The following is a 16,645-nucleotide window of genomic DNA, read 5'->3' on the forward strand; positions in this document are numbered from 1 at the left end:
TCAACCCCCTTGGCGCTCCAGGGGCGCGTGCCGCGCACCGGCGGCCTCGGCGGCGGCGACCAGGCGCTGGAGTTCGGCGAGGTGGGCGGCGAGGGCGGCCCGGCCGGAGTGGGTGGCGGCGAGCCAGGTGCGGGGGCGCTTGCCGACGTAGCCCTTCTTCACGGCCACGTAGCCCGCCTCTTCGAGGGCGGTCGCGGCCTTGCTGAGGACGGAGTCGGAGACCTCGCAGTGGTCGCGGACGGCGCCGAACTCGGCTTCCTGGCAGGCGCCGAGGAAGGCGAGCACGGTGAGCCGGGTGGGGTGCTGGAGCAGCGGGTCGAGGACGGGGGGCATCAGCGGGCCGCCCGCAGCCGTCGGATCCGGCGGTTGAGGGCGTTGTTCGACGCCCAGAAGGCCGCGCCCGCGGCGACTCCGGCGGCCGCGCAGATCCACTGCGGCCCGCCGCCCGCCAGCCAGGTGAGCGCCGCCGCGGCCAGCCCCGCCACTGTCACCCAGAGGAGGCCCAGGAGGACCGGGCCACCGGTACCGGGCGCGATCCCCCGCTGGACGACACCGCTGCCGCGCATGGCGGCCCGGGCGGCGAGGCCGGTGAGCACGCTCCAGGCACCGCTGGTCACTCCGACCAGCCAGATCCGATGCGCGTCGATGGCGTAGCCGACCACCGTCCCGTAGACGGTGAAGCCGGCCGCGAACGCCGGGCCGTACCAGCGGGGCAGTGGAACCGGCAGCCGGGCGGCCGCCCCGGCGCGGCGAGCCAGGCGCAGCGCCTCGGCGGCGGAGAGGTCGGCGGGAACGGAAACGGAGTCGCTCATGGAATCCCCCTCGGACGGCGACGGTGATTCCACTATGGCATCTACTTTCCCAACTGGAAAGTACTTTCAGCAGCGCGGGTCGATCTCCTGGAAGGTCGCGTAGTGGTCGGGGGACCAGTACTGTTCGCCGGCGCCGCCGGTGACGACGCGTCGGGTGCCGCGGTCGTTGGAGCCCGGGGTGACGACGGTGTACTCGTGGTAGTAGCTGTCGGACTTCTTCGGGAGGCGGCTCTCGCGGTTCTCGAAGACGATGCCGTCGCGGTTGTACGGGTAGGGGCCGCCCTTGGCGATCAGGCCGAGGGTGTCCTGGGCCTGACTGGGGAGCTTGCTGCGGCAGACGTCGGCCAGCGCGGGGTCGGCGGGCACCCAGGTGCCGCCCGGGGCGGGGGTGCGGCCGGCGGGCGGGGACGGCTTCGGGGCCTGGGACTTGACGGCCGAGGAGCCCGCGGCCGTCGCGGTGGAGGCGCCGGAGGCCTTGGAGTGGCTGCTGCCGCCCTTGCCGGCGAGCAGGTACCCGACCGCGCCGAGGACGGCCAGGATCAGGACGGCCACGACTACGAGCGGGCTTTTGCGTCTGGTCATGCGCTCCAGCTTGGCAGGCCCGCGCGCGGGGGCCGACGTGTCACACGTGTGGCCGCCGCCACACAGACGTGCCGCCACACAGACGTACGGCCGGGCGGGGACGGACGCCGTTGTCCGTCCCCGCCCGGCCGTGTTACGTACGCCGGTTCTCCTGCGCCGAGCTCCGGTGCACGCCCTCCCGACGGGAGGGAGAGCGGTCAGTCGACCACGCGCGTGAGGAGGGGATGCCTCCCTGCCTCAGCGCGAGTCGCTGCCCGCCGACTCGATGGCGGCGCGGCCTGCCTCCAGGCGCGCCACCGGGATCCGGAAGGGGGAGCAGGACACGTAGTCCAGCCCCACCTCGTGGAAGAAGTGGACCGACTCCGGGTCACCGCCGTGCTCGCCGCAGACGCCGAGCTTGAGGTCGGGGCGGGTGGCCCGGCCGGCCTCGACGGCGTGCTTGACGAGCGAGCCGACGCCGTCGCGGTCGATGGTCTCGAACGGGGAGACCCCGAAGATGCCCTTCTCCAGGTAGGCGGTGAAGAACGAGGCCTCGACGTCGTCCCGGGAGAAGCCCCACACCGTCTGGGTGAGGTCGTTGGTGCCGAAGGAGAAGAACTCGGCGGCCTCGGCGATCTGACCGGCGGTCACCGCGGCACGCGGCAGCTCGATCATGGTGCCGAGCTTGATGTCCAGCTTGACGCCGGTGGACTGGGCGACCTCGGCGAGCACGCGCTCGCACTCGTCGCGGACCAGCTCCAGCTCCTGGACGGTGCCGACCAGCGGGATCATCACCTCGGGGCGCGGGTCCCCGCCGGCCAGCCTGCGCTCGGCGGCGGCCTCGGCGATGGCGCGGACCTGCATGCCGAACAGGCCGGGGATGACCAGGCCGAGGCGCACGCCGCGCAGGCCGAGCATCGGGTTCTGCTCGTGCAGCCGGTGGACCGCCTGGAGCAGGCGCAGGTCGTTCTCGTTCGGGTCCTTGCGGGCCTCGGCGAGGGCGACGCGCACCGACAGCTCGGTGATGTCCGGCAGGAACTCGTGCAGCGGCGGGTCGAGCAGGCGGACGGTGACCGGCAGGCCGTCCATCGCCTGGAACAGCTCGACGAAGTCGCCCTTCTGCAGCGGCAGGAGGGTGGAGAGGGCGAGCTCGCGGTCCTTGTCGTTGTCGGCCAGGATCAGGCGCTCGACCTCCTTGCGCCGCTCCTCGCCGAGGAACATGTGCTCGGTGCGGCACAGGCCGATGCCCTGGGCGCCGTAGCGGCGGGCGCGCGAGCCGTCCTCGGCGTTGTCGGCGTTGGCGCGCACGGCCAGGCGGCGGCGGCCGTCGGCGTGCGACATCAGCCGGTGGACGGCCTGGACGAGCCCGCCCTGGACGTCGGCGCCGGCGTGCAGGGTGCCCTCGAAGTACTCGACGACGGGGGACGGCAGCACGGGCACCTCGCCGAGGTAGACCTTGCCGGTGGCGCCGTCGATGGAGACGACGTCGCCCTCCTCCACGACCAGCCCGTCGGCGGTGGTGAAGCGGCGGGCCTTGGTGTCGACCTCCAGCTCCTCGGCGCCGCAGACGCAGGTCTTGCCCATGCCGCGGGCGACGACGGCGGCGTGCGAGGTCTTGCCGCCGCGCGAGGTGAGGATGCCCTCGGCGGCGATCATGCCGTCCAGGTCGTCCGGGTTGGTCTCGCGGCGGACCAGGATGACCTTCTCGCCGGAGCGGGACCACTTGACGGCGGTGTAGGAGTCGAAGACGACCTTGCCGATCGCGGCGCCGGGCGAGGCGGCGAGGCCCCAGGCGATCTGCCTGGACTCCGGGGTCGGGGCGAAGCGCGGGAACATCAGCTGGGCCAGCTGGCCGCCGGTGACGCGCATCAGGGCCTCGTCCAGGTCGATCAGGCCCTGGTCGACCAGCTGGACGGCGATCCGGAAGGCGGCCGCGGCGGTGCGCTTGCCGACGCGGGTCTGGAGCATCCAGAGCTTGCCGCGCTCGATGGTGAACTCGATGTCGCAGAGGTCGCGGTAGTGGTTCTCGAGCTTCTGCATGATCGCCATCAGCTCGTCGTACGACTTCTTGTCGAGCTTCTCCAGCTCGGCCAGCGGCAGGGTGTTGCGGATGCCGGCGACGACGTCCTCGCCCTGGGCGTTGGACAGGTAGTCGCCGTAGACGCCCTGGGTGCCGGTGGAGGGGTCGCGGGTGAAGGCGACGCCGGTGCCGGAGTCCTCGCCGAGGTTGCCGAAGACCATGGTGCAGACGTTGACCGCGGTGCCGAGGTCGTTCGGGATGCGCTCCTGGCGGCGGTACAGCCGGGCGCGGTCGCCGTTCCAGGAGTGGAAGACGGCGTGGATGGCGAGGTCCATCTGCTCACGCGGGTCCTGCGGGAAGGCCCGGCCGGTCTCGCGCTCGACGATGCCCTTGAACACGTCGACGAGCTCCCGCAGGTCGGAAGCGTCCAGGTCCAGGTCGTTGACGGTGCCCTTGGCGTGCTTGGCCTCGTCCAGGGCGTCCTCGAACAGCTCGCCGTCGACGCCCAGCACGGTCTTGCCGAACATCTGGACCAGGCGGCGGTAGGAGTCCCAGGCGAAGCGCTCGTTGCCGGACTGGGCGGCGAGGCCGGCCACCGAGGTGTCGGAGAGGCCGATGTTGAGGACGGTGTCCATCATGCCGGGCATGGAGAACTTGGCACCGGAGCGGACGGAGACCAGCAGCGGGTTGTCGGCCTGGCCGAGCTTCTTGCCCATCTCCTCCTCGAGGGCGGCCAGGTGGGCGCTGATCTCCTCGTGCAGCGAGGACGGCTCGCTACCGGTCTCCAGGAAGACCTTGCAGGCCTCGGTGGTGATGGTGAACCCCGGAGGGACGGGGAGACCCAGGTTGGTCATCTCGGCCAGGTTCGCGCCCTTGCCGCCAAGAAGATCCTTGAGGTCCTTGTTTCCTTCGGTGAAGGAGTAAACAAACTTCTGCTGGGACGGCACGGGTCGGTCTCCTCGTACGCGGTTGCCCTGACGCCGGAGAACATACCCATTTCGAAGGTCTTTCTCTGCCCCCAATAGGCCGTACGAGGCCGGTACCCAGGGGTAACCCGCTAGATCGAAAGCACATAAAGGCGTTCACCTCTGTTGCTGAAATCGTCCGGCTGACGCTAGCCAGCCTTCAAGTCTTGAAGACATGGAAACGTGAAGATCACACGATCCGAACGCACGGTAGCGGGCGGCGGTCCACCGCGTTGCCCCGGCTTGATTTCCTGCACCCGGATCGGCCGATCCCCGGCCGGACGGCTTCGGGAAGCGATCCACGGCCGATCTGGCCATTTCGTCCACTGACCCGCCATCAGCCCCCACCGTATGTGGCAAGCGTCACCAGCGCATCCCGCCGGTCGGACGTAGTCCAACTCCGACGATCGTCGCACTCTGTCCAGAAACGTGCCCACTCCGTCATGATCGACTGCCAAAAGGGAGCCCTCCTGTCCAGATTGGACAAGAGGGCTGAGCTCGAACGCCGAACCCTTCGAGGGGAGTCATTTCGACGCTACGGACAGATCATCCGCCGGAGGTGTCCGATTCGGCGTCCGCACCCGGCCGGGCGCAGTCGTACGGATCGTCCAACCAGCCGTCCGGCAGGACCACCCGGTTGTTGCCGGTGGTCCGCCCGCGCGGGCCGTCGGCGCCGGCCGGCCAGGCCTGGGACTGCTCCACCAGGGCCAGGGTTTCGGCCAGTTCGGCGAGGGAGGAGGAACCGGCCAGCCGCACCCGCAGCTCGGAGCCGACCGAGAAGCCCTTGGTGTACCAGGCGACGTGCTTGCGGAAGTCGATCACACCGCGCGCCTCGTCGCCCAGCCACTCGCCGAGCAGCTGCGCGTGCCGCACCATCGCCTCGGCCACGTAGGCGAAGTCCGGGCGGGCGTAGTGGACGTCGCCCTCGAAGATCGAGACGAGGTCCCGGAACAGCCACGGCCGGCCCAGGCAGCCGCGTCCCACCACGACGCCGTCGCAGCCGGTCTCCCGCATCATGCGCAGCGCGTCGTCCGCCGACCAGATGTCGCCGTTGCCCAGCACCGGAACGTGCGCCGGGACGGACTCGCGCAGCCGGGCGACGGCCGACCAGTCGGCCGTCCCGCCGTAGTGCTGGGCGGCGGTGCGCCCGTGCAGGGCGATCGCGGCCACGCCCTCCTCGGCGCCGATCCGGCCGGCGTCCAGGTAGGTGAGGTGGTCGTCGTCGATGCCCTTGCGCATCTTCATGGTCACCGGCAGGTCGCCCGCGTTGGCGACGGCCTCGCGCAGGATCTCGCGCAGCAGGTTGCGCTTGTACGGCAGGGCCGAGCCGCCGCCCTTGCGGGTCACCTTGGGGACGGGGCAGCCGAAGTTGAGGTCGATGTGGTCGGCCAGGCCCTCGTCCGAGATCATCCGGGCGGCCTTGCCGACGGTCACCGGGTCCACGCCGTACAGCTGGATCGAGCGCGGCTTCTCGCTCGGGTCGAACTTGATCAGCTGCATGGTCTTGGCGTTGCGCTCGACCAGCGCCCGGGTGGTGATCATCTCCGAGACGTACAGGCCCTTGCCCCCGCTCTGCTCCCGGCACAGGGTGCGGAAGGGCGCGTTGGTGATGCCGGCCATCGGCGCCAGCACGACGGGCGGCCACACCTGGATCGGGCCGATGTCCAGCGGCGCGAATTCGGGGCTGGTCGCGGTGGGTGCGGGCGTGGCTGTCATGCGCGGCTGACCTCGGGAGCGGGGGAACGGGACTCTCCATTGTCCCCCACCCCGGTCACCCGCCCGGCCTACCCTTCCGCGCGGTAGCCGATCCGCAGCGAGCCCGATGCGACCGAGGCCCGGATGCTGTCGGGGCTGGCGGCGTTGGCCAGGTTCGGGTCCACGCTGCGGCTGCCCGAGCCGGCCTGCCCGCTGAAGGCGTACTGGCTGCCCTTCGGGAGCGCCATCGACGCCGAGCCGGAGGTGGTGCTCACGTCCACGGCGTGCGGGGCCCGGGCGAAGTCCAGGTCCACCGAGCCCGAGTCGGTGCTCGCCTCCACCCGGGCCGAGGTGAGCTCCGTGCCCTGCACCATCCCGGAGGTGGTCCGGGTGTGGACCTCGCCGGAGAGGCGGCGCAGGTACAGCGCCCCGGAGGTGGCGTCCAGCCGGACCTCGCCGCTCAGGTCCGCCACGTCGACGCTGCCCGAGTCCACCGATCCGGCCACCTCGGTGCCGCTCGGCACCTCCAGCTCGATCTCGGCTCCGCAGCCGGAGAAGGGCAGCGGCCGCCGGCACGACACCCCGACGACCAGGACGTCGCCCTCGAACGCGGTCGAGACCTGCGGCTCGCGGAAGGTGTAGTTCAGACTCTTGCGGACCACGACCCGGCCCTCCCGGCCCGCCCTGACCTGCACGGCCGCGCTGCCCGTGGCCAGCTGGAGCTTGTGGACGACGACGTGGTCGTACGCCTTCTGCGTGGTCGTCTCCCGGCGCGCCACCGTGCCCCAGGTCTGCGACGCGCCCATGATCACCACGAACGCGGCGGCGAGCGCCCCGGTGATCCGCCAGAGCGCCGTCCTCCCGGGCGCTTGGCGCGCCGCCCCGGGCCGGTCCTCCCCCGTGATCCGCTCCGCCATGGCTACCCGACCTCCAGGAAGCGCAGCACGGCCATCACCCGGCGGTGGCTGTCGTCGGCCGGCGGGAGGTCGAGCTTGGTGAAGATCGAGTTGATGTGCTTGGCCACCGCGCTGTCGCTGACCACCAGGGACGCGGCGATCGCGGCGTTCGAGCGGCCCTCCGCCATCAGGGCGAGGACGTCCCGCTCGCGCGGGGTCAGCTTCTCCAGCGGGTCCCGGTGGCGGCGCACCAGCAGCTGCGCGACGACCTCCGGGTCCAGCGCGGTGCCGCCCTCGGCGACCCGCTGGAGCGCGTCGAGGAAGTCGTCGACGTTGGCCACCCGCTGCTTGAGCAGGTAGCCGACGCCGCTGGTGTTGGTGGCCAGCAGGTCGGCGGCGTAGCGCTCCTCCACGAACTGGGAGAGCAGCAGGACGGCCACCTCCGGCCACTGCCGGCGGATGATCATGGCGGCCTTCACGCCCTCGTCGTGGAAGCCGGGCGGCATCCGTACGTCCGCGACCACCACGTTCGGGCGGTGCTCCTCGACGGCGACCAGCAGGGCTTCGGCGTCGCCGACTTCGGCCACGACCTCGAAGCCCACGGCCTCCAGGAGCTTGACCAGACCGACCCTCAGCAGGACCGAGTCCTCGGCGATCACAGCGCGCACGGCAACTCCACGGTGAGTGTGGTGGGACCCCCGAGGGGGCTGAGAACGGACAGCGTGCCGTCGACGGAGGCGGCGCGCTTGCGCAGACCGGTGAGCCCGGTGCCGCGCGTCGGGTCGGCGCCGCCGACGCCGTCGTCGCTGATGACCAGGCGCAGCCTGCCCCCGGTCGTCCGCACCGACACGTCGACGCTCCTGGCGCGGGCGTGCTTGGCCACGTTGGTGAGCGCCTCGGCGACGGTGAAGTAGGCGACCGCCTCGACCGTCGGGACGATCCGCTCGGTCAGCTCGACGTCCAGGCGCACCGGCAGCGGGGCGCGGGCGGCGATGCCGGACAGCGCCGCGTCCAGGCCGCGGTCCTCCAGGACCGCCGGGTGCAGGCCGCGGACCAGGTCGCGCAGCTCGTCGATGGCCGCCTGGGCCTCCTCGTGCGCGGCGACGATCACCGCCATGGCCTCGGGCGGGACGTCCTTGAGGGTGCGCCGGGCCAGGCCGAGGTTCATCGCGAGGGAGGTGAGGCGCTGCTGGGCGCCGTCGTGCAGGTCGCGCTCGATCCGGCGGCGCTCGGCGTCGACCGCGTCGACCAGACCGGCCCGGCTCTCGGCGATCTCCTCGACGCGGCGCTCCAGCGCCTCCGCCCGGTTCGGGCCGAGCAGCTTCTGCGCGGCGCCCGCCTCCAGCCAGGCGGCCAGCCCGGCCAGCCAGGGCATCGCGACCAGCAGCAGCACGCCGGCGGCCGTGAGGCCCACGTCCGTTGCGGCCAGTTCCCAGCGCAGCGGGGTGTCGGCCGGCATCAGCCACACCCAGCCGTACAGGGTGGCCAGCACCAGGGCGGCGCCCCAGCACCAGACGACGCACAGCGAGACGAGCGCGAGGACCGGACCGACCAGCAGGTGGTAGCCGACCTGACGCCAGTTCACCCCGGCCCACAGGAAGGCCACCGGGCCGCCCGCGGCTCCGGTCGTGCCCGACGGGGGCGGCACGTCCACCCCGGCGAGGGCGCGCAGCCGGCCGCGCTGGGCGGCGGTGAGCGGGCGGGCGAGGAGCAGGACCAGGCCGGTGACCGGGAACAGCAGCGTCGGCTCGATGACGGCCAGCCAGACCGGTGCGGCCAGGGGGATCCCGGCGGCTATGAGACGGGTGTCCCGCCAGGCGTCCGCCGACCACGGGGGCCGCCGCAGGCTCCTGACGAGCGCTCGGCGCAACGTGGTGGAGGGCATGGCGGACAGCGTAGAGGCCCGTGATCATCGAGTGCCATGAAGGGGTCTCCAGAACGGGGGTGTAGCTAGGTACACCCCCGGTTCGGGGCGGTGCACTACCGACAGCAGGGTGGTCCCGGCGGAAGGCTTGGGGACATGACGAGCACCGCATCGCACTCCGCCACTCCGCCACACGGGCGGCCCGTCCCCGGGGACCACGGGGGTGTTCCCGGGGACGCGCTGCGCCACGCGCCGGAGGCGGACGGGACGCTGCCGGCCGGGCCCGGGCCCTGGTCGGTGCGCAGCGTGGGCACCGGGCGCGGCCGGGCCGCGCTGGAGGTGTACGAGCACGGCGAGTTGGCCGACGTCCTGGTGGCCGCCCGGCTCACGCCGCAGCTGCTGCGCGGGGCGCGGCGGTCGGCGGCCGGTGGCCGTGCGTCCCACGTGCTCGCGTGGGGGCGGCTGGCGGCGGACGGCACGGCGCCGGCGGTGGTGTTCACCGGCGGGCGGTGGCTGCGGGCGCTCCGCGGGCCGCGGACCGCCGTGGCGGGTGAGGTCGTCGCGGTGGCCGGGCGGTTCTGGCTCGCCTGGGCCGAGGGGCCGTTCGACGGGGTCGTGGTCACGTGTCCGGCCCCAGGCCCGGCCGCGGGCGCGGTCGAGCGGCTGGCACTGGAGCGGGTGCGGGGGCGGGCCCGGGCGGTCGCCGGGGGTGCGGCGTGAGCATCGCGATCTCGGGCCCGATCGGCCGTCCGGTCGCCCTCCCGGCGCTGGAGCACCTGGACCGCCTGGTCCGTCCGGCCCGCTTCGAGCGGGTGCCCGCGCTGGCCGCCGTCGCGCTGCTGCCGTGGCTCGCCGTGCTCGCGGTCTGCCACGAGACACCGTGGGCCGTCCTCGACCTGCTGGAGTTCGCCGCCCTGCTCGCGCTCGACGCGGCGGTGCGGCGGCGCAGCAACGCCGCCCGCTGGGCGGGCGGGGCGGTCGCGCTGCTGCTCGCCGGGGACGCGCTGGTGGACGTCACGTGCGCCGGGCCGGGGCACGCGGTGCTCGCGGCGGTGGTCATGGCGGGCTGCGTCGAACTGCCGCTCGCCGCCGTGTGCCTGCTGCTCGGGCGGCGCGCGGCCGGACGCTAGAGCTTGTCCGGCAGGAGGTTCATCAGCTCACGGGTCCGCTCGTCGCGCGGGGTGTACGTGATCATCCGCGAACCCATCCGGGGACCCAGCCAGAAGTTGGTGTACTCGCAGCACAGCATCCCGACGCCCGGCACCAGGAACCGCTTGACCCCGTTGCCCGGCCGGGCCACGTCGTGCCGCTGCCAGGCCGCCTCGAAGTCGGGCGAGGCCTTGCGCAGCCGCGCGACCAGCGACTTCCAGCCCGGCTCCGCTCCGTGGTCGGCCATCGCCGCCCGGAACCGGGCCACCATCGTGTGGCGTTCGGTCTCGTGGTCGACGAGCACCTCGCGAAAGCGCGAGGGCGTGAACGCCAGCCACATGAGGTTGCGGTCCTCGGGCGGCAGCGCGTCGAGGTCACCGACGATCGCGGTGTACTGGGCGTTGTACGCGAGGACGTCGTAACGGGTGTTGACCACCCCGGCCGGGTACGGCGCCATCTGGTCCAGCACCAGGCGCACGCTCGGCGTCACGGACGGGCACTCGTACACCGGCGCCGGGTCGTCCGCGCCGGCCAGCGTGAACAAGTGCGCGCGCTCGCTCGGGTCCAGCAGTAGTGCGCGGGAGACGGCGTCCAGCACCTGGGTGGAGACCTGGATGTCCCGCCCCTGCTCCAGCCACGTGTACCAGGTGACGCCGACGGCGGCGAGCTGCGCGACCTCCTCGCGGCGCAGCCCCGGCGTGCGGCGGCGGCCGGTCGGCGGGAGGCCGACCTGCTCGGGTGCGAGGCGCTCGCGGCGGCTGCGCAGGAAGGCGGCGAGGTCGTGGCGGCGGGCGTCGGCGGGGGTGGCGGCGGGGGTGGCAGCCGCCGCCGTGGTCCGGGCGTGCACGGAGGAGGCTTGAGCGGTGGGCGCTTGCGCGGCCCGGGTGGTCGGCGCTTGTGCGGCGGCGGTCGTCAGGCTCATGTGTCCTAGGATGCGACAACGCGGATCCTGTTGCCAGGTACTTCTTATACCTGGATAACCACACTCTGGTACCAGGCTACGGCCGGGTGGATCGTATGACCCGTGACCCAACAACTCGCCGTCGCTCCCGCTCCCGCCCGCACCGCCACCACCCCCGGCACCGCGGCAGCCGCTCCCCGCACCCCGTCCCTCGGCACCTCCGGGCTGATCACCGTCCTGCTCGGCGCGTTCCTGCCGATGCTCGACTTCTTCATCGTCAACGTCGCCCTGCCGACCATCGACCACGACCTCGCCGCCGGCCCCGCCGTCCTCGAACTCGTCGCCGCCGGCTACGGCATCGCCTTCGCCGTCCTGCTCGTGCTCGGCGGGCGGCTCGGCGACATCTTCGGCCGCCGCAAGCTGTTCGTCGCGGGCGCCGGCGCCTTCGCCCTCACCTCGCTCGCCTGCGGCCTCGCCCCCGGCGCGTGGTCCCTGGTCGCCGCCCGCGCCGCCCAGGGCGCCTCGGCCGCGCTGCTGATCCCGCAGGTGCTCGGTACCATCACCGCCGCCACCGACGGCGCCCGGCGCGGCCGCGCGCTCAGCATCTACGGTGCGGTCGGCGGCATCTCGGTCGTCATCGGGCAGGTGCTCGGCGGCATGCTGATCGCGGCCGACGTCTTCGGCACCGGCTGGCGCTCCGTCTTCCTGCTCAACGTGCCGTTCGCACTGCTCGCCATGGTCCTGGCCGTCCGCTACGTCCCGGAGAGCCGGGCCGCCCAGGCCGCCCGGGTCGACGTGCCCGGTACGGTCCTGCTCACCGCGACCCTGCTGTCCCTGCTCGTCCCGCTGATGGAGGGCCGCGCGGCCGGCTGGCCGGTGTGGTCCTGGGTGCTGCTCGCCCTGTTCCCGGTCTTCGCCGCCGCGTTCGCGCTCGTCGAGCGCCGCGCCGAGCGGCGTGGGGACACCCCGCTCGTGCCGCCGACCCTGGTGCGCATCCCGGAGATGCGGCGTGGCCTCGGCATCGCGCTGCCCTACTTCGCGGGGTTCGGCGGCTTCATGTTCGTCATCGCCGTCGCCCTCCAGCAGGGGCTCGAGCTCGGCCCGGTCGCGTCGGGCTGGGCACTCGTCCCGATGGCCGTCGGCTACTTCACCGCCTCGCTCTGCGGCCCGCGCCTGATCGGCCGGTTCGGCAGCCGGGTGCTCACCGCCGGCGCCGTCATCCAGGCCGTCGGCCTCGCCACCCTCGCCGTCACCGTCCTCACCGACTGGGCGGACTTCTCGCCGCTGCGGATGGCCCCCGGGGTCGCGCTCGCCGGCATCGGGCAGGGCCTGATCGGCACCCCGCTCTTCCGGGTCGTCCTCTCCAAGGTGCCCGCCGCCCGAGCCGGCGTCGGCAGCGGCGTCCTCGCCACCAGCCAGCAGTCCAGCCTCGCCCTCGGCGTCGCGACCCTCGGCACCCTCTACCTGTCGCTCTCGCCCTCCCTGGGCATGGACCGGGCGCTCGCCCTGTGCCTCGGGATCCAGCTCCTGGGCTCGTTCACCATCCTGTACCTGACCACCCGGCTCCCCCGCTCCATCGGCTGAGCCCCCGGGTCACGCCTGCTGACGGAGGCCCCGCGATCGGCACCCGCCGACCGCGGGGCCTCCGTCGTCCCCCCGGCCGGAGGGGCGGAAACGGCCGAGGGCCCGGATCGCGGGGATCCGGGCCCTCGGGAAGTCGAGTGGTCGGGCTCAGGCCGTGGCGGCCGGCTCGGCGTCCAGTCCGGCGAAGAACGCGTCGGCGATCGCCCGCGTCCGCGGCAGGTCACCCAGCGGCTCACCCACCACGCGGCCGGCGAGCTCGACGGCGACGGCGATGACGTCCTCCTTCAGCTCCGCCTCGGCGACGACCCGGTCGGCCTCAAGCTGCACCTTGGCCGCCGCGACCAGGCTGTCCCGCTGCGCCTGCCCCTCGGCGCGCACGGCCGCGATCAGGGCGGCGCCCTCCTCGGCGGCGTCCTGCCGGATCTGCGCGGCCTCGTGCCGGGCGGCGCCGAGCTCGGCCTGGAGCTGCTCGTAGACGGCCTGCGCCTCGGCGCGAGCCGCCTCCGCACGCTCGGCGCCGCCCTCGATGGCGTCCGCACGGACGGCGAGGTTCTTCTCGATGCGCGGCAGCAGCACCGCACCGAGAACGCCGAATATCAGGAAGAAACAGATGAGGCCGACGACGAGTTCAGCAGGGTCTGGCTGCAAAGGTCCCATGCGAGGGCATGGTAGTGGAGCTTTCCACAGCCGGAGCGGCGCCCCCGTGGTGATCTCCCGTCAGCTCCCTCCCGCCTCGCCGTTCCGGGCTCGGTCGAAAATGCCGTTGCATCACCACCCGGACTTCATGTCAGACTGACGATATGAGCAACGAGCACGTGGGGGACCCTGTCGACGCCCGGACCCGGGAGGAACTGGCGGCGCTCGTCGACGCCGGCGCCCGGCCGAAGTGGCTGATGTTCTGGGGGCATCGGGCACGGAAGGACGGGACGACCGGGCAGGGCGCGCTGAGCCAGTGGTGGCCGTGCCGGTTCACCGTGGACGGTGTCGACTACGCGAGCGCCGAGCACTGGATGATGGCCGGCAAGGCCCGCATGTTCGGGGACGCCGCGATCGAGCAGCGGGTGCTGACGGCCCGTACGCCCGCCGAGGCCAAGAAGCTGGGGCGGCTGGTCTCCGGCTTCGACGAGGCCGCCTGGACCGCCGGGCGCTTCGAGCTCGTCGTGGCGGGCAACGTCGCGAAGTTCGGGCAGGACCCGGCCCTGCGCACGTACCTGCTCGGCACGGCGAACCGTGTCCTCGTCGAGGCCAGCCCGGTCGACCGCGTCTGGGGCATCGGCCTCGCCGCCGACGACGAGCGGGCGGAGGACCCGCACCGGTGGCGCGGGGACAATCTCCTCGGCTTCGCCCTCATGGAAGCCCGCGCCCGCCTCGCCGCATGAGGCTCCCGACACCCGCCCCGACGGCAGTCGCGCCGGCGGGCTCCATCGGCGGACCGCCTCCGGAGCGCGACCGGCGCACTTCTCGCCGCGACCGCCGTCTGCGCGCTCCTTGACACCAGTCGGGCACGACTGGACGTGCGCCCTTAACCACCCCGCCACATTCCGACACCAGGATGTCCCGCAGTCAGGGTCGAGATGGACAGGGTGGGGCGATCATGCGCATGCGGTCGAGCGCGCGAGCGAGCGAGCAGCAGGCTCACGAACTTCGTGCGGAGCTGGACGAGTTACTCCGCGCGAGCCGGTACGCCGGACAGCGCGAGCGGCGGCTCACCGAGGCGATACAGGCCTCGCCGAACCGGCAGCGGCCGGACGGGGACCTCCTGCGGCAGCTGGCCCAGGCGCGGACGCTGCGCGAGGGGCTCGGCGCCAGATGCATACAACTGAGCGAACAGCTGCAGGAGTTGGAGCACGACATGCGCCAACGGCCGCCGGAGGCACCGCGGTTCGCCACCCACGAACCCCCGCCGCTGCGCCCCGACACCGGGGCGCTCGCGGGACGGGTGACCGCGCTCCACCGCAGCGGCGCCCTCGCCGAGGCGGCCGATCTGCTGGCGCAGGCCGCCGCCCGGCTCACCCCGGACGACACCGCGCAGCTGGCCGGCATCCTGGCGCGAAGAGGCCCGGGCGGTGCGTCCCGGCAACTGGCCCGCAGCGCAGCGCACACGGCCCCCGAGCACGCCGTCGCCGTGCTCGCCGAACTGCGCGAGGCGGGGCTCGCCGACGAGGCCGCGGAACTGTTCCACGCCTTCTGGAGCTACCCGGCCACCGCCCTCCCCGCCCTCCTCGCCGCCCTGGAGCGCGCCGGCCAACTCGCCGACGGGGCAACGCTTCTCTGGGAATGGGGCTCGGCCCCCACCCCCGAGCTGACCGCCCTCGCCGACGGCCTCCAGCAGGCGGGCCGCCACACCGACGTGCGGACGCTGCTGCGCCAGGCCGCCGGCCGCCCGACGGCCGACCTCGCGGCCCTCGCGACGGACCTCCCGACGCCCCTGCCCGCCGTGCTGCTGCACGAGCTCGCGGCCCTCCGCCCGCCCGTCGAACTCGTCCGGCTGGCGGCCTCCTTGGACCACCACCGCGGGCTGTACGACCTGCTCCTCGCCGCCCTGCACAGCGACGCGGCCAGGCATCGCGCGACCCTGGCCGCCCTCCGCGCGGCCGGCCTGCCGACCGAACCCGCCGCGCCCACCCGCCCCCGCTGGGGACGACGCTGACGACGCCGGAAGACGAGGGAGCCCCCGCCCGCCCCGAAGGGCGAACGAGGGCTCCCCGAAACGACGAGCGGCCTCAGCAGCCGATCAGCCGCGCCGCCAGGTACGACTTGACCTGGTCGAGCGAGACGCGCTCCTGCGCCATGGTGTCGCGCTCGCGCACGGTCACCGCGTTGTCCTCGAGAGTGTCGAAGTCGACGGTGACGCAGAACGGCGTGCCGATCTCGTCCTGGCGGCGGTAGCGCTTGCCGATGGCGCCGGCGTCGTCGAACTCGACGTTCCACGCGGTGCGCAGGTCGGCGGCGAGGCCGCGGGCCTTCGGGGACAGCTCGGCGTTGCGCGACAGCGGCAGGACGGCGACCTTGACCGGGGCCAGGCGCGGGTCGAGCCGCATGCCGACGCGCTTCTCCATGACGCCCTTGGCGTTCGGCGCCTCGTCCTCGAAGTAGGCGTCGATCAGGAAGGCCAGCATGGCACGGTTGAGGCCGGCCGCCGGCTCGATGACGTACGGGAAGTAGCGCTCGCCGGACTCCTGGTCGAAGTACTTGAGGTCCTGGCCGGAGGCGTTGCTGTGCACCGTCAGGTCGTAGTCGGTGCGGTTGGCGATGCCCTCCAGCTCGGAGAACTCGCTGCCGCCGAAGTTGAAGCGGTACTCGATGTCCACCGTGCGCTTGGCGTAGTGGGACAGCTTCTCCTTCGGGTGCTCGAAGAGACGCATGTTCTCGGTGCGCAGGCCGAGGCCGACGTACCAGTCCCAGCGCTGCTGGAGCCAGTACTCGTGCCACTGGTCGTCCTCGCCCGGCTTGACGAAGAACTCCATCTCCATCTGCTCGAACTCGCGGGTGCGGAAGATGAAGTTGCCGGGGGTGATCTCGTTGCGGAAGCTCTTGCCGACCTGGGCGATGCCGAACGGCGGCTTCTTGCGCGAGGTGGTCTGGACGGCCTTGAAGTTGGTGAAGATGCCCTGGGCGGTCTCGGGGCGCAGGTACGCCAGGCCGCCGGCCTCCTCGGTGACACCGAGGTGGGTCTTCAGCATGCCCGAGAAGTCCTTGGGCTCGGTGAACTGGCCCTTGGTGCCGCAGTCGGGGCAGTTGACGTCCTTGAGGCCGTTCGGCGGCGGGAAGCCGTGCTTGGCCTCGTACTTCTCCTCCAGGTGGTCGGCCCGGTGGCGCTTGTGGCAGGAGAGGCACTCGGTCAGCGGGTCGTTGAAGGTGGCGACGTGGCCGGAGGCCTCCCACACCTCGCGGGCGAGGATCACCGACGAGTCGAGTCCGACGACGTCCTCACGGGCCTGGACCATCGCGCGCCACCACTGGCGCTTGATGTTCTCCTTGAGCTCCACACCCAGCGGTCCGTAATCCCAGGCGGCACGCGTGCCGCCGTAGATCTCGCTGCAGGGGTAGACGAAGCCACGGCGCTTGCTCAGGCTGACGATCGTGTCGATCTTGTCGGCGGCCACAGTGCTCTCTTCAGTACGTACGGCACGGTCAGGGCACGGCTGGTTGCTCGTACCCGAATACCTCAGGTTACCGGCCCCATGGGTACGGGGTT

Annotated in this window: 16 protein-coding genes; 5 read left to right on the top strand and 11 right to left on the bottom strand. The window is 72.8% G+C overall.

Annotation, left to right across the window (positions count from 1 at the left end; translation table 11 throughout):
• The 8 genes from ACWCXH_RS17915 to ACWCXH_RS17950 all read right to left on the bottom strand — a co-directional run bounded on the left by ACWCXH_RS17915 (window position 1) and on the right by ACWCXH_RS17950 (window position 8,834).
• Window positions 1–333: a transcriptional regulator gene (locus tag ACWCXH_RS17915; RefSeq protein WP_449802367.1), complete on the bottom strand. Its 333-nt coding sequence runs from the start codon at window positions 331–333 to the stop codon at window positions 1–3.
• Entirely contained in the window at window positions 333–812 is a 480-nt protein-coding gene (locus ACWCXH_RS17920; RefSeq protein ID WP_449802368.1) for a hypothetical protein, read from the bottom strand. The genes ACWCXH_RS17915 and ACWCXH_RS17920 overlap by 1 nt, the downstream gene beginning before the upstream one ends.
• Window positions 813–878: 66 nt before the next feature.
• Window positions 879–1,394 carry a ribonuclease gene (locus ACWCXH_RS17925; protein ID WP_449802369.1) on the bottom strand — a complete coding sequence of 172 codons (516 nt, stop codon included), beginning with the start codon at window positions 1,392–1,394 and terminating at the stop codon, window positions 879–881.
• A gap of 237 nt (window positions 1,395–1,631) precedes the next feature.
• A complete protein-coding gene (gene ppdK, locus ACWCXH_RS17930) occupies window positions 1,632–4,340 on the bottom strand; it encodes a pyruvate, phosphate dikinase (protein WP_449802370.1) in 2,709 nt (902 codons plus the stop codon).
• Between the two features lie 564 nt (window positions 4,341–4,904).
• Window positions 4,905–6,074 carry a tRNA dihydrouridine synthase DusB gene (dusB, locus tag ACWCXH_RS17935; protein ID WP_449802371.1) on the bottom strand — a complete coding sequence of 390 codons (1,170 nt, stop codon included), beginning with the start codon at window positions 6,072–6,074 and terminating at the stop codon, window positions 4,905–4,907.
• 68 nt (window positions 6,075–6,142) lie between these two features.
• Entirely contained in the window at window positions 6,143–6,970 is an 828-nt protein-coding gene (locus ACWCXH_RS17940; protein ID WP_449802372.1) for a DUF4097 family beta strand repeat-containing protein, read from the bottom strand.
• Window positions 6,971–6,972: 2 nt separating this feature from the next.
• Complete coding sequence (locus ACWCXH_RS17945) at window positions 6,973–7,617, bottom strand: response regulator (RefSeq protein ID WP_449802373.1); 645 nt, start codon at window positions 7,615–7,617, stop codon at window positions 6,973–6,975.
• Entirely contained in the window at window positions 7,605–8,834 is a 1,230-nt protein-coding gene (locus tag ACWCXH_RS17950; protein WP_449802374.1) for a sensor histidine kinase, read from the bottom strand. The genes ACWCXH_RS17945 and ACWCXH_RS17950 overlap by 13 nt, the downstream gene beginning before the upstream one ends.
• Before the next feature lie 135 nt (window positions 8,835–8,969).
• Between ACWCXH_RS17950 and ACWCXH_RS17955 the strand changes: the two genes are divergently transcribed.
• Together ACWCXH_RS17955 and ACWCXH_RS17960 are read left to right on the top strand one after the other, a co-directional pair.
• Complete coding sequence (locus ACWCXH_RS17955) at window positions 8,970–9,533, top strand: hypothetical protein (RefSeq protein ID WP_449802375.1); 564 nt, start codon at window positions 8,970–8,972, stop codon at window positions 9,531–9,533.
• Entirely contained in the window at window positions 9,530–9,943 is a 414-nt protein-coding gene (locus tag ACWCXH_RS17960) for a hypothetical protein (protein ID WP_449802376.1), read from the top strand. The genes ACWCXH_RS17955 and ACWCXH_RS17960 overlap by 4 nt, the downstream gene beginning before the upstream one ends.
• On the opposite strand, the gene ACWCXH_RS17965 is transcribed toward ACWCXH_RS17960, so the two are convergent.
• Complete coding sequence (locus ACWCXH_RS17965) at window positions 9,940–10,884, bottom strand: helix-turn-helix transcriptional regulator (protein ID WP_449802377.1); 945 nt, start codon at window positions 10,882–10,884, stop codon at window positions 9,940–9,942. The two genes, ACWCXH_RS17960 and ACWCXH_RS17965, sit on opposite strands and share 4 nt — an antisense overlap.
• 102 nt (window positions 10,885–10,986) lie before the next feature.
• Between ACWCXH_RS17965 and ACWCXH_RS17970 the strand changes: the two genes are divergently transcribed.
• Window positions 10,987–12,447: an MFS transporter gene (locus ACWCXH_RS17970; protein ID WP_449802378.1), complete on the top strand. Its 1,461-nt coding sequence runs from the start codon at window positions 10,987–10,989 to the stop codon at window positions 12,445–12,447.
• Window positions 12,448–12,594: 147 nt separating this feature from the next.
• Here the strand turns inward: ACWCXH_RS17970 and ACWCXH_RS17975 are convergent, their stop codons facing one another.
• On the bottom strand, window positions 12,595–13,104 hold the full coding sequence (locus ACWCXH_RS17975) for a F0F1 ATP synthase subunit B family protein (protein ID WP_449802379.1): 510 nt from the start codon (window positions 13,102–13,104) through the stop codon (window positions 12,595–12,597).
• Window positions 13,105–13,247: 143 nt separating this feature from the next.
• Here ACWCXH_RS17975 and ACWCXH_RS17980 point away from each other — a divergent pair, with 143 nt between their 5' ends.
• Window positions 13,248–13,826, top strand: a complete 579-nt coding sequence (locus ACWCXH_RS17980; RefSeq protein WP_449802380.1) for an NADAR family protein — start codon at window positions 13,248–13,250, stop codon at window positions 13,824–13,826.
• Between the two features lie 215 nt (window positions 13,827–14,041).
• Complete coding sequence (locus ACWCXH_RS17985) at window positions 14,042–15,097, top strand: hypothetical protein (RefSeq protein WP_449802381.1); 1,056 nt, start codon at window positions 14,042–14,044, stop codon at window positions 15,095–15,097.
• Between the two features lie 73 nt (window positions 15,098–15,170).
• On the opposite strand, the gene ACWCXH_RS17990 is transcribed toward ACWCXH_RS17985, so the two are convergent.
• The gene (locus ACWCXH_RS17990; RefSeq protein ID WP_449802382.1) at window positions 15,171–16,553 is read right to left on the bottom strand and encodes a glycine--tRNA ligase; all 1,383 of its coding nucleotides are present in this window, start codon (window positions 16,551–16,553) and stop codon (window positions 15,171–15,173) included.
• Window positions 16,554–16,645: the final 92 nt, after the last annotated feature.

The organism is Kitasatospora sp. NPDC001660 (genome assembly GCF_053596725.1).

Coding starts and splice junctions, on each gene's coding strand:
- ACWCXH_RS17965 (WP_449802377.1), bottom strand. CDS start 10,884: ATGAGCCTGACGACCGCCGCCGCACAAGCGCCGACCACCCGGGCCGCG.
- ACWCXH_RS17975 (WP_449802379.1), bottom strand. CDS start 13,104: ATGGGACCTTTGCAGCCAGACCCTGCTGAACTCGTCGTCGGCCTCATC.
- ACWCXH_RS17925 (WP_449802369.1), bottom strand. CDS start 1,394: ATGACCAGACGCAAAAGCCCGCTCGTAGTCGTGGCCGTCCTGATCCTG.
- ACWCXH_RS17940 (WP_449802372.1), bottom strand. CDS start 6,970: ATGGCGGAGCGGATCACGGGGGAGGACCGGCCCGGGGCGGCGCGCCAA.
- ACWCXH_RS17915 (WP_449802367.1), bottom strand. CDS start 333: ATGCCCCCCGTCCTCGACCCGCTGCTCCAGCACCCCACCCGGCTCACC.
- ACWCXH_RS17920 (WP_449802368.1), bottom strand. CDS start 812: ATGAGCGACTCCGTTTCCGTTCCCGCCGACCTCTCCGCCGCCGAGGCG.
- ACWCXH_RS17985 (WP_449802381.1), top strand. CDS start 14,042: ATGCGCATGCGGTCGAGCGCGCGAGCGAGCGAGCAGCAGGCTCACGAA.
- ACWCXH_RS17955 (WP_449802375.1), top strand. CDS start 8,970: ATGACGAGCACCGCATCGCACTCCGCCACTCCGCCACACGGGCGGCCC.
- dusB (WP_449802371.1), bottom strand. CDS start 6,074: ATGACAGCCACGCCCGCACCCACCGCGACCAGCCCCGAATTCGCGCCG.
- ACWCXH_RS17980 (WP_449802380.1), top strand. CDS start 13,248: ATGAGCAACGAGCACGTGGGGGACCCTGTCGACGCCCGGACCCGGGAG.
- ACWCXH_RS17950 (WP_449802374.1), bottom strand. CDS start 8,834: ATGCCCTCCACCACGTTGCGCCGAGCGCTCGTCAGGAGCCTGCGGCGG.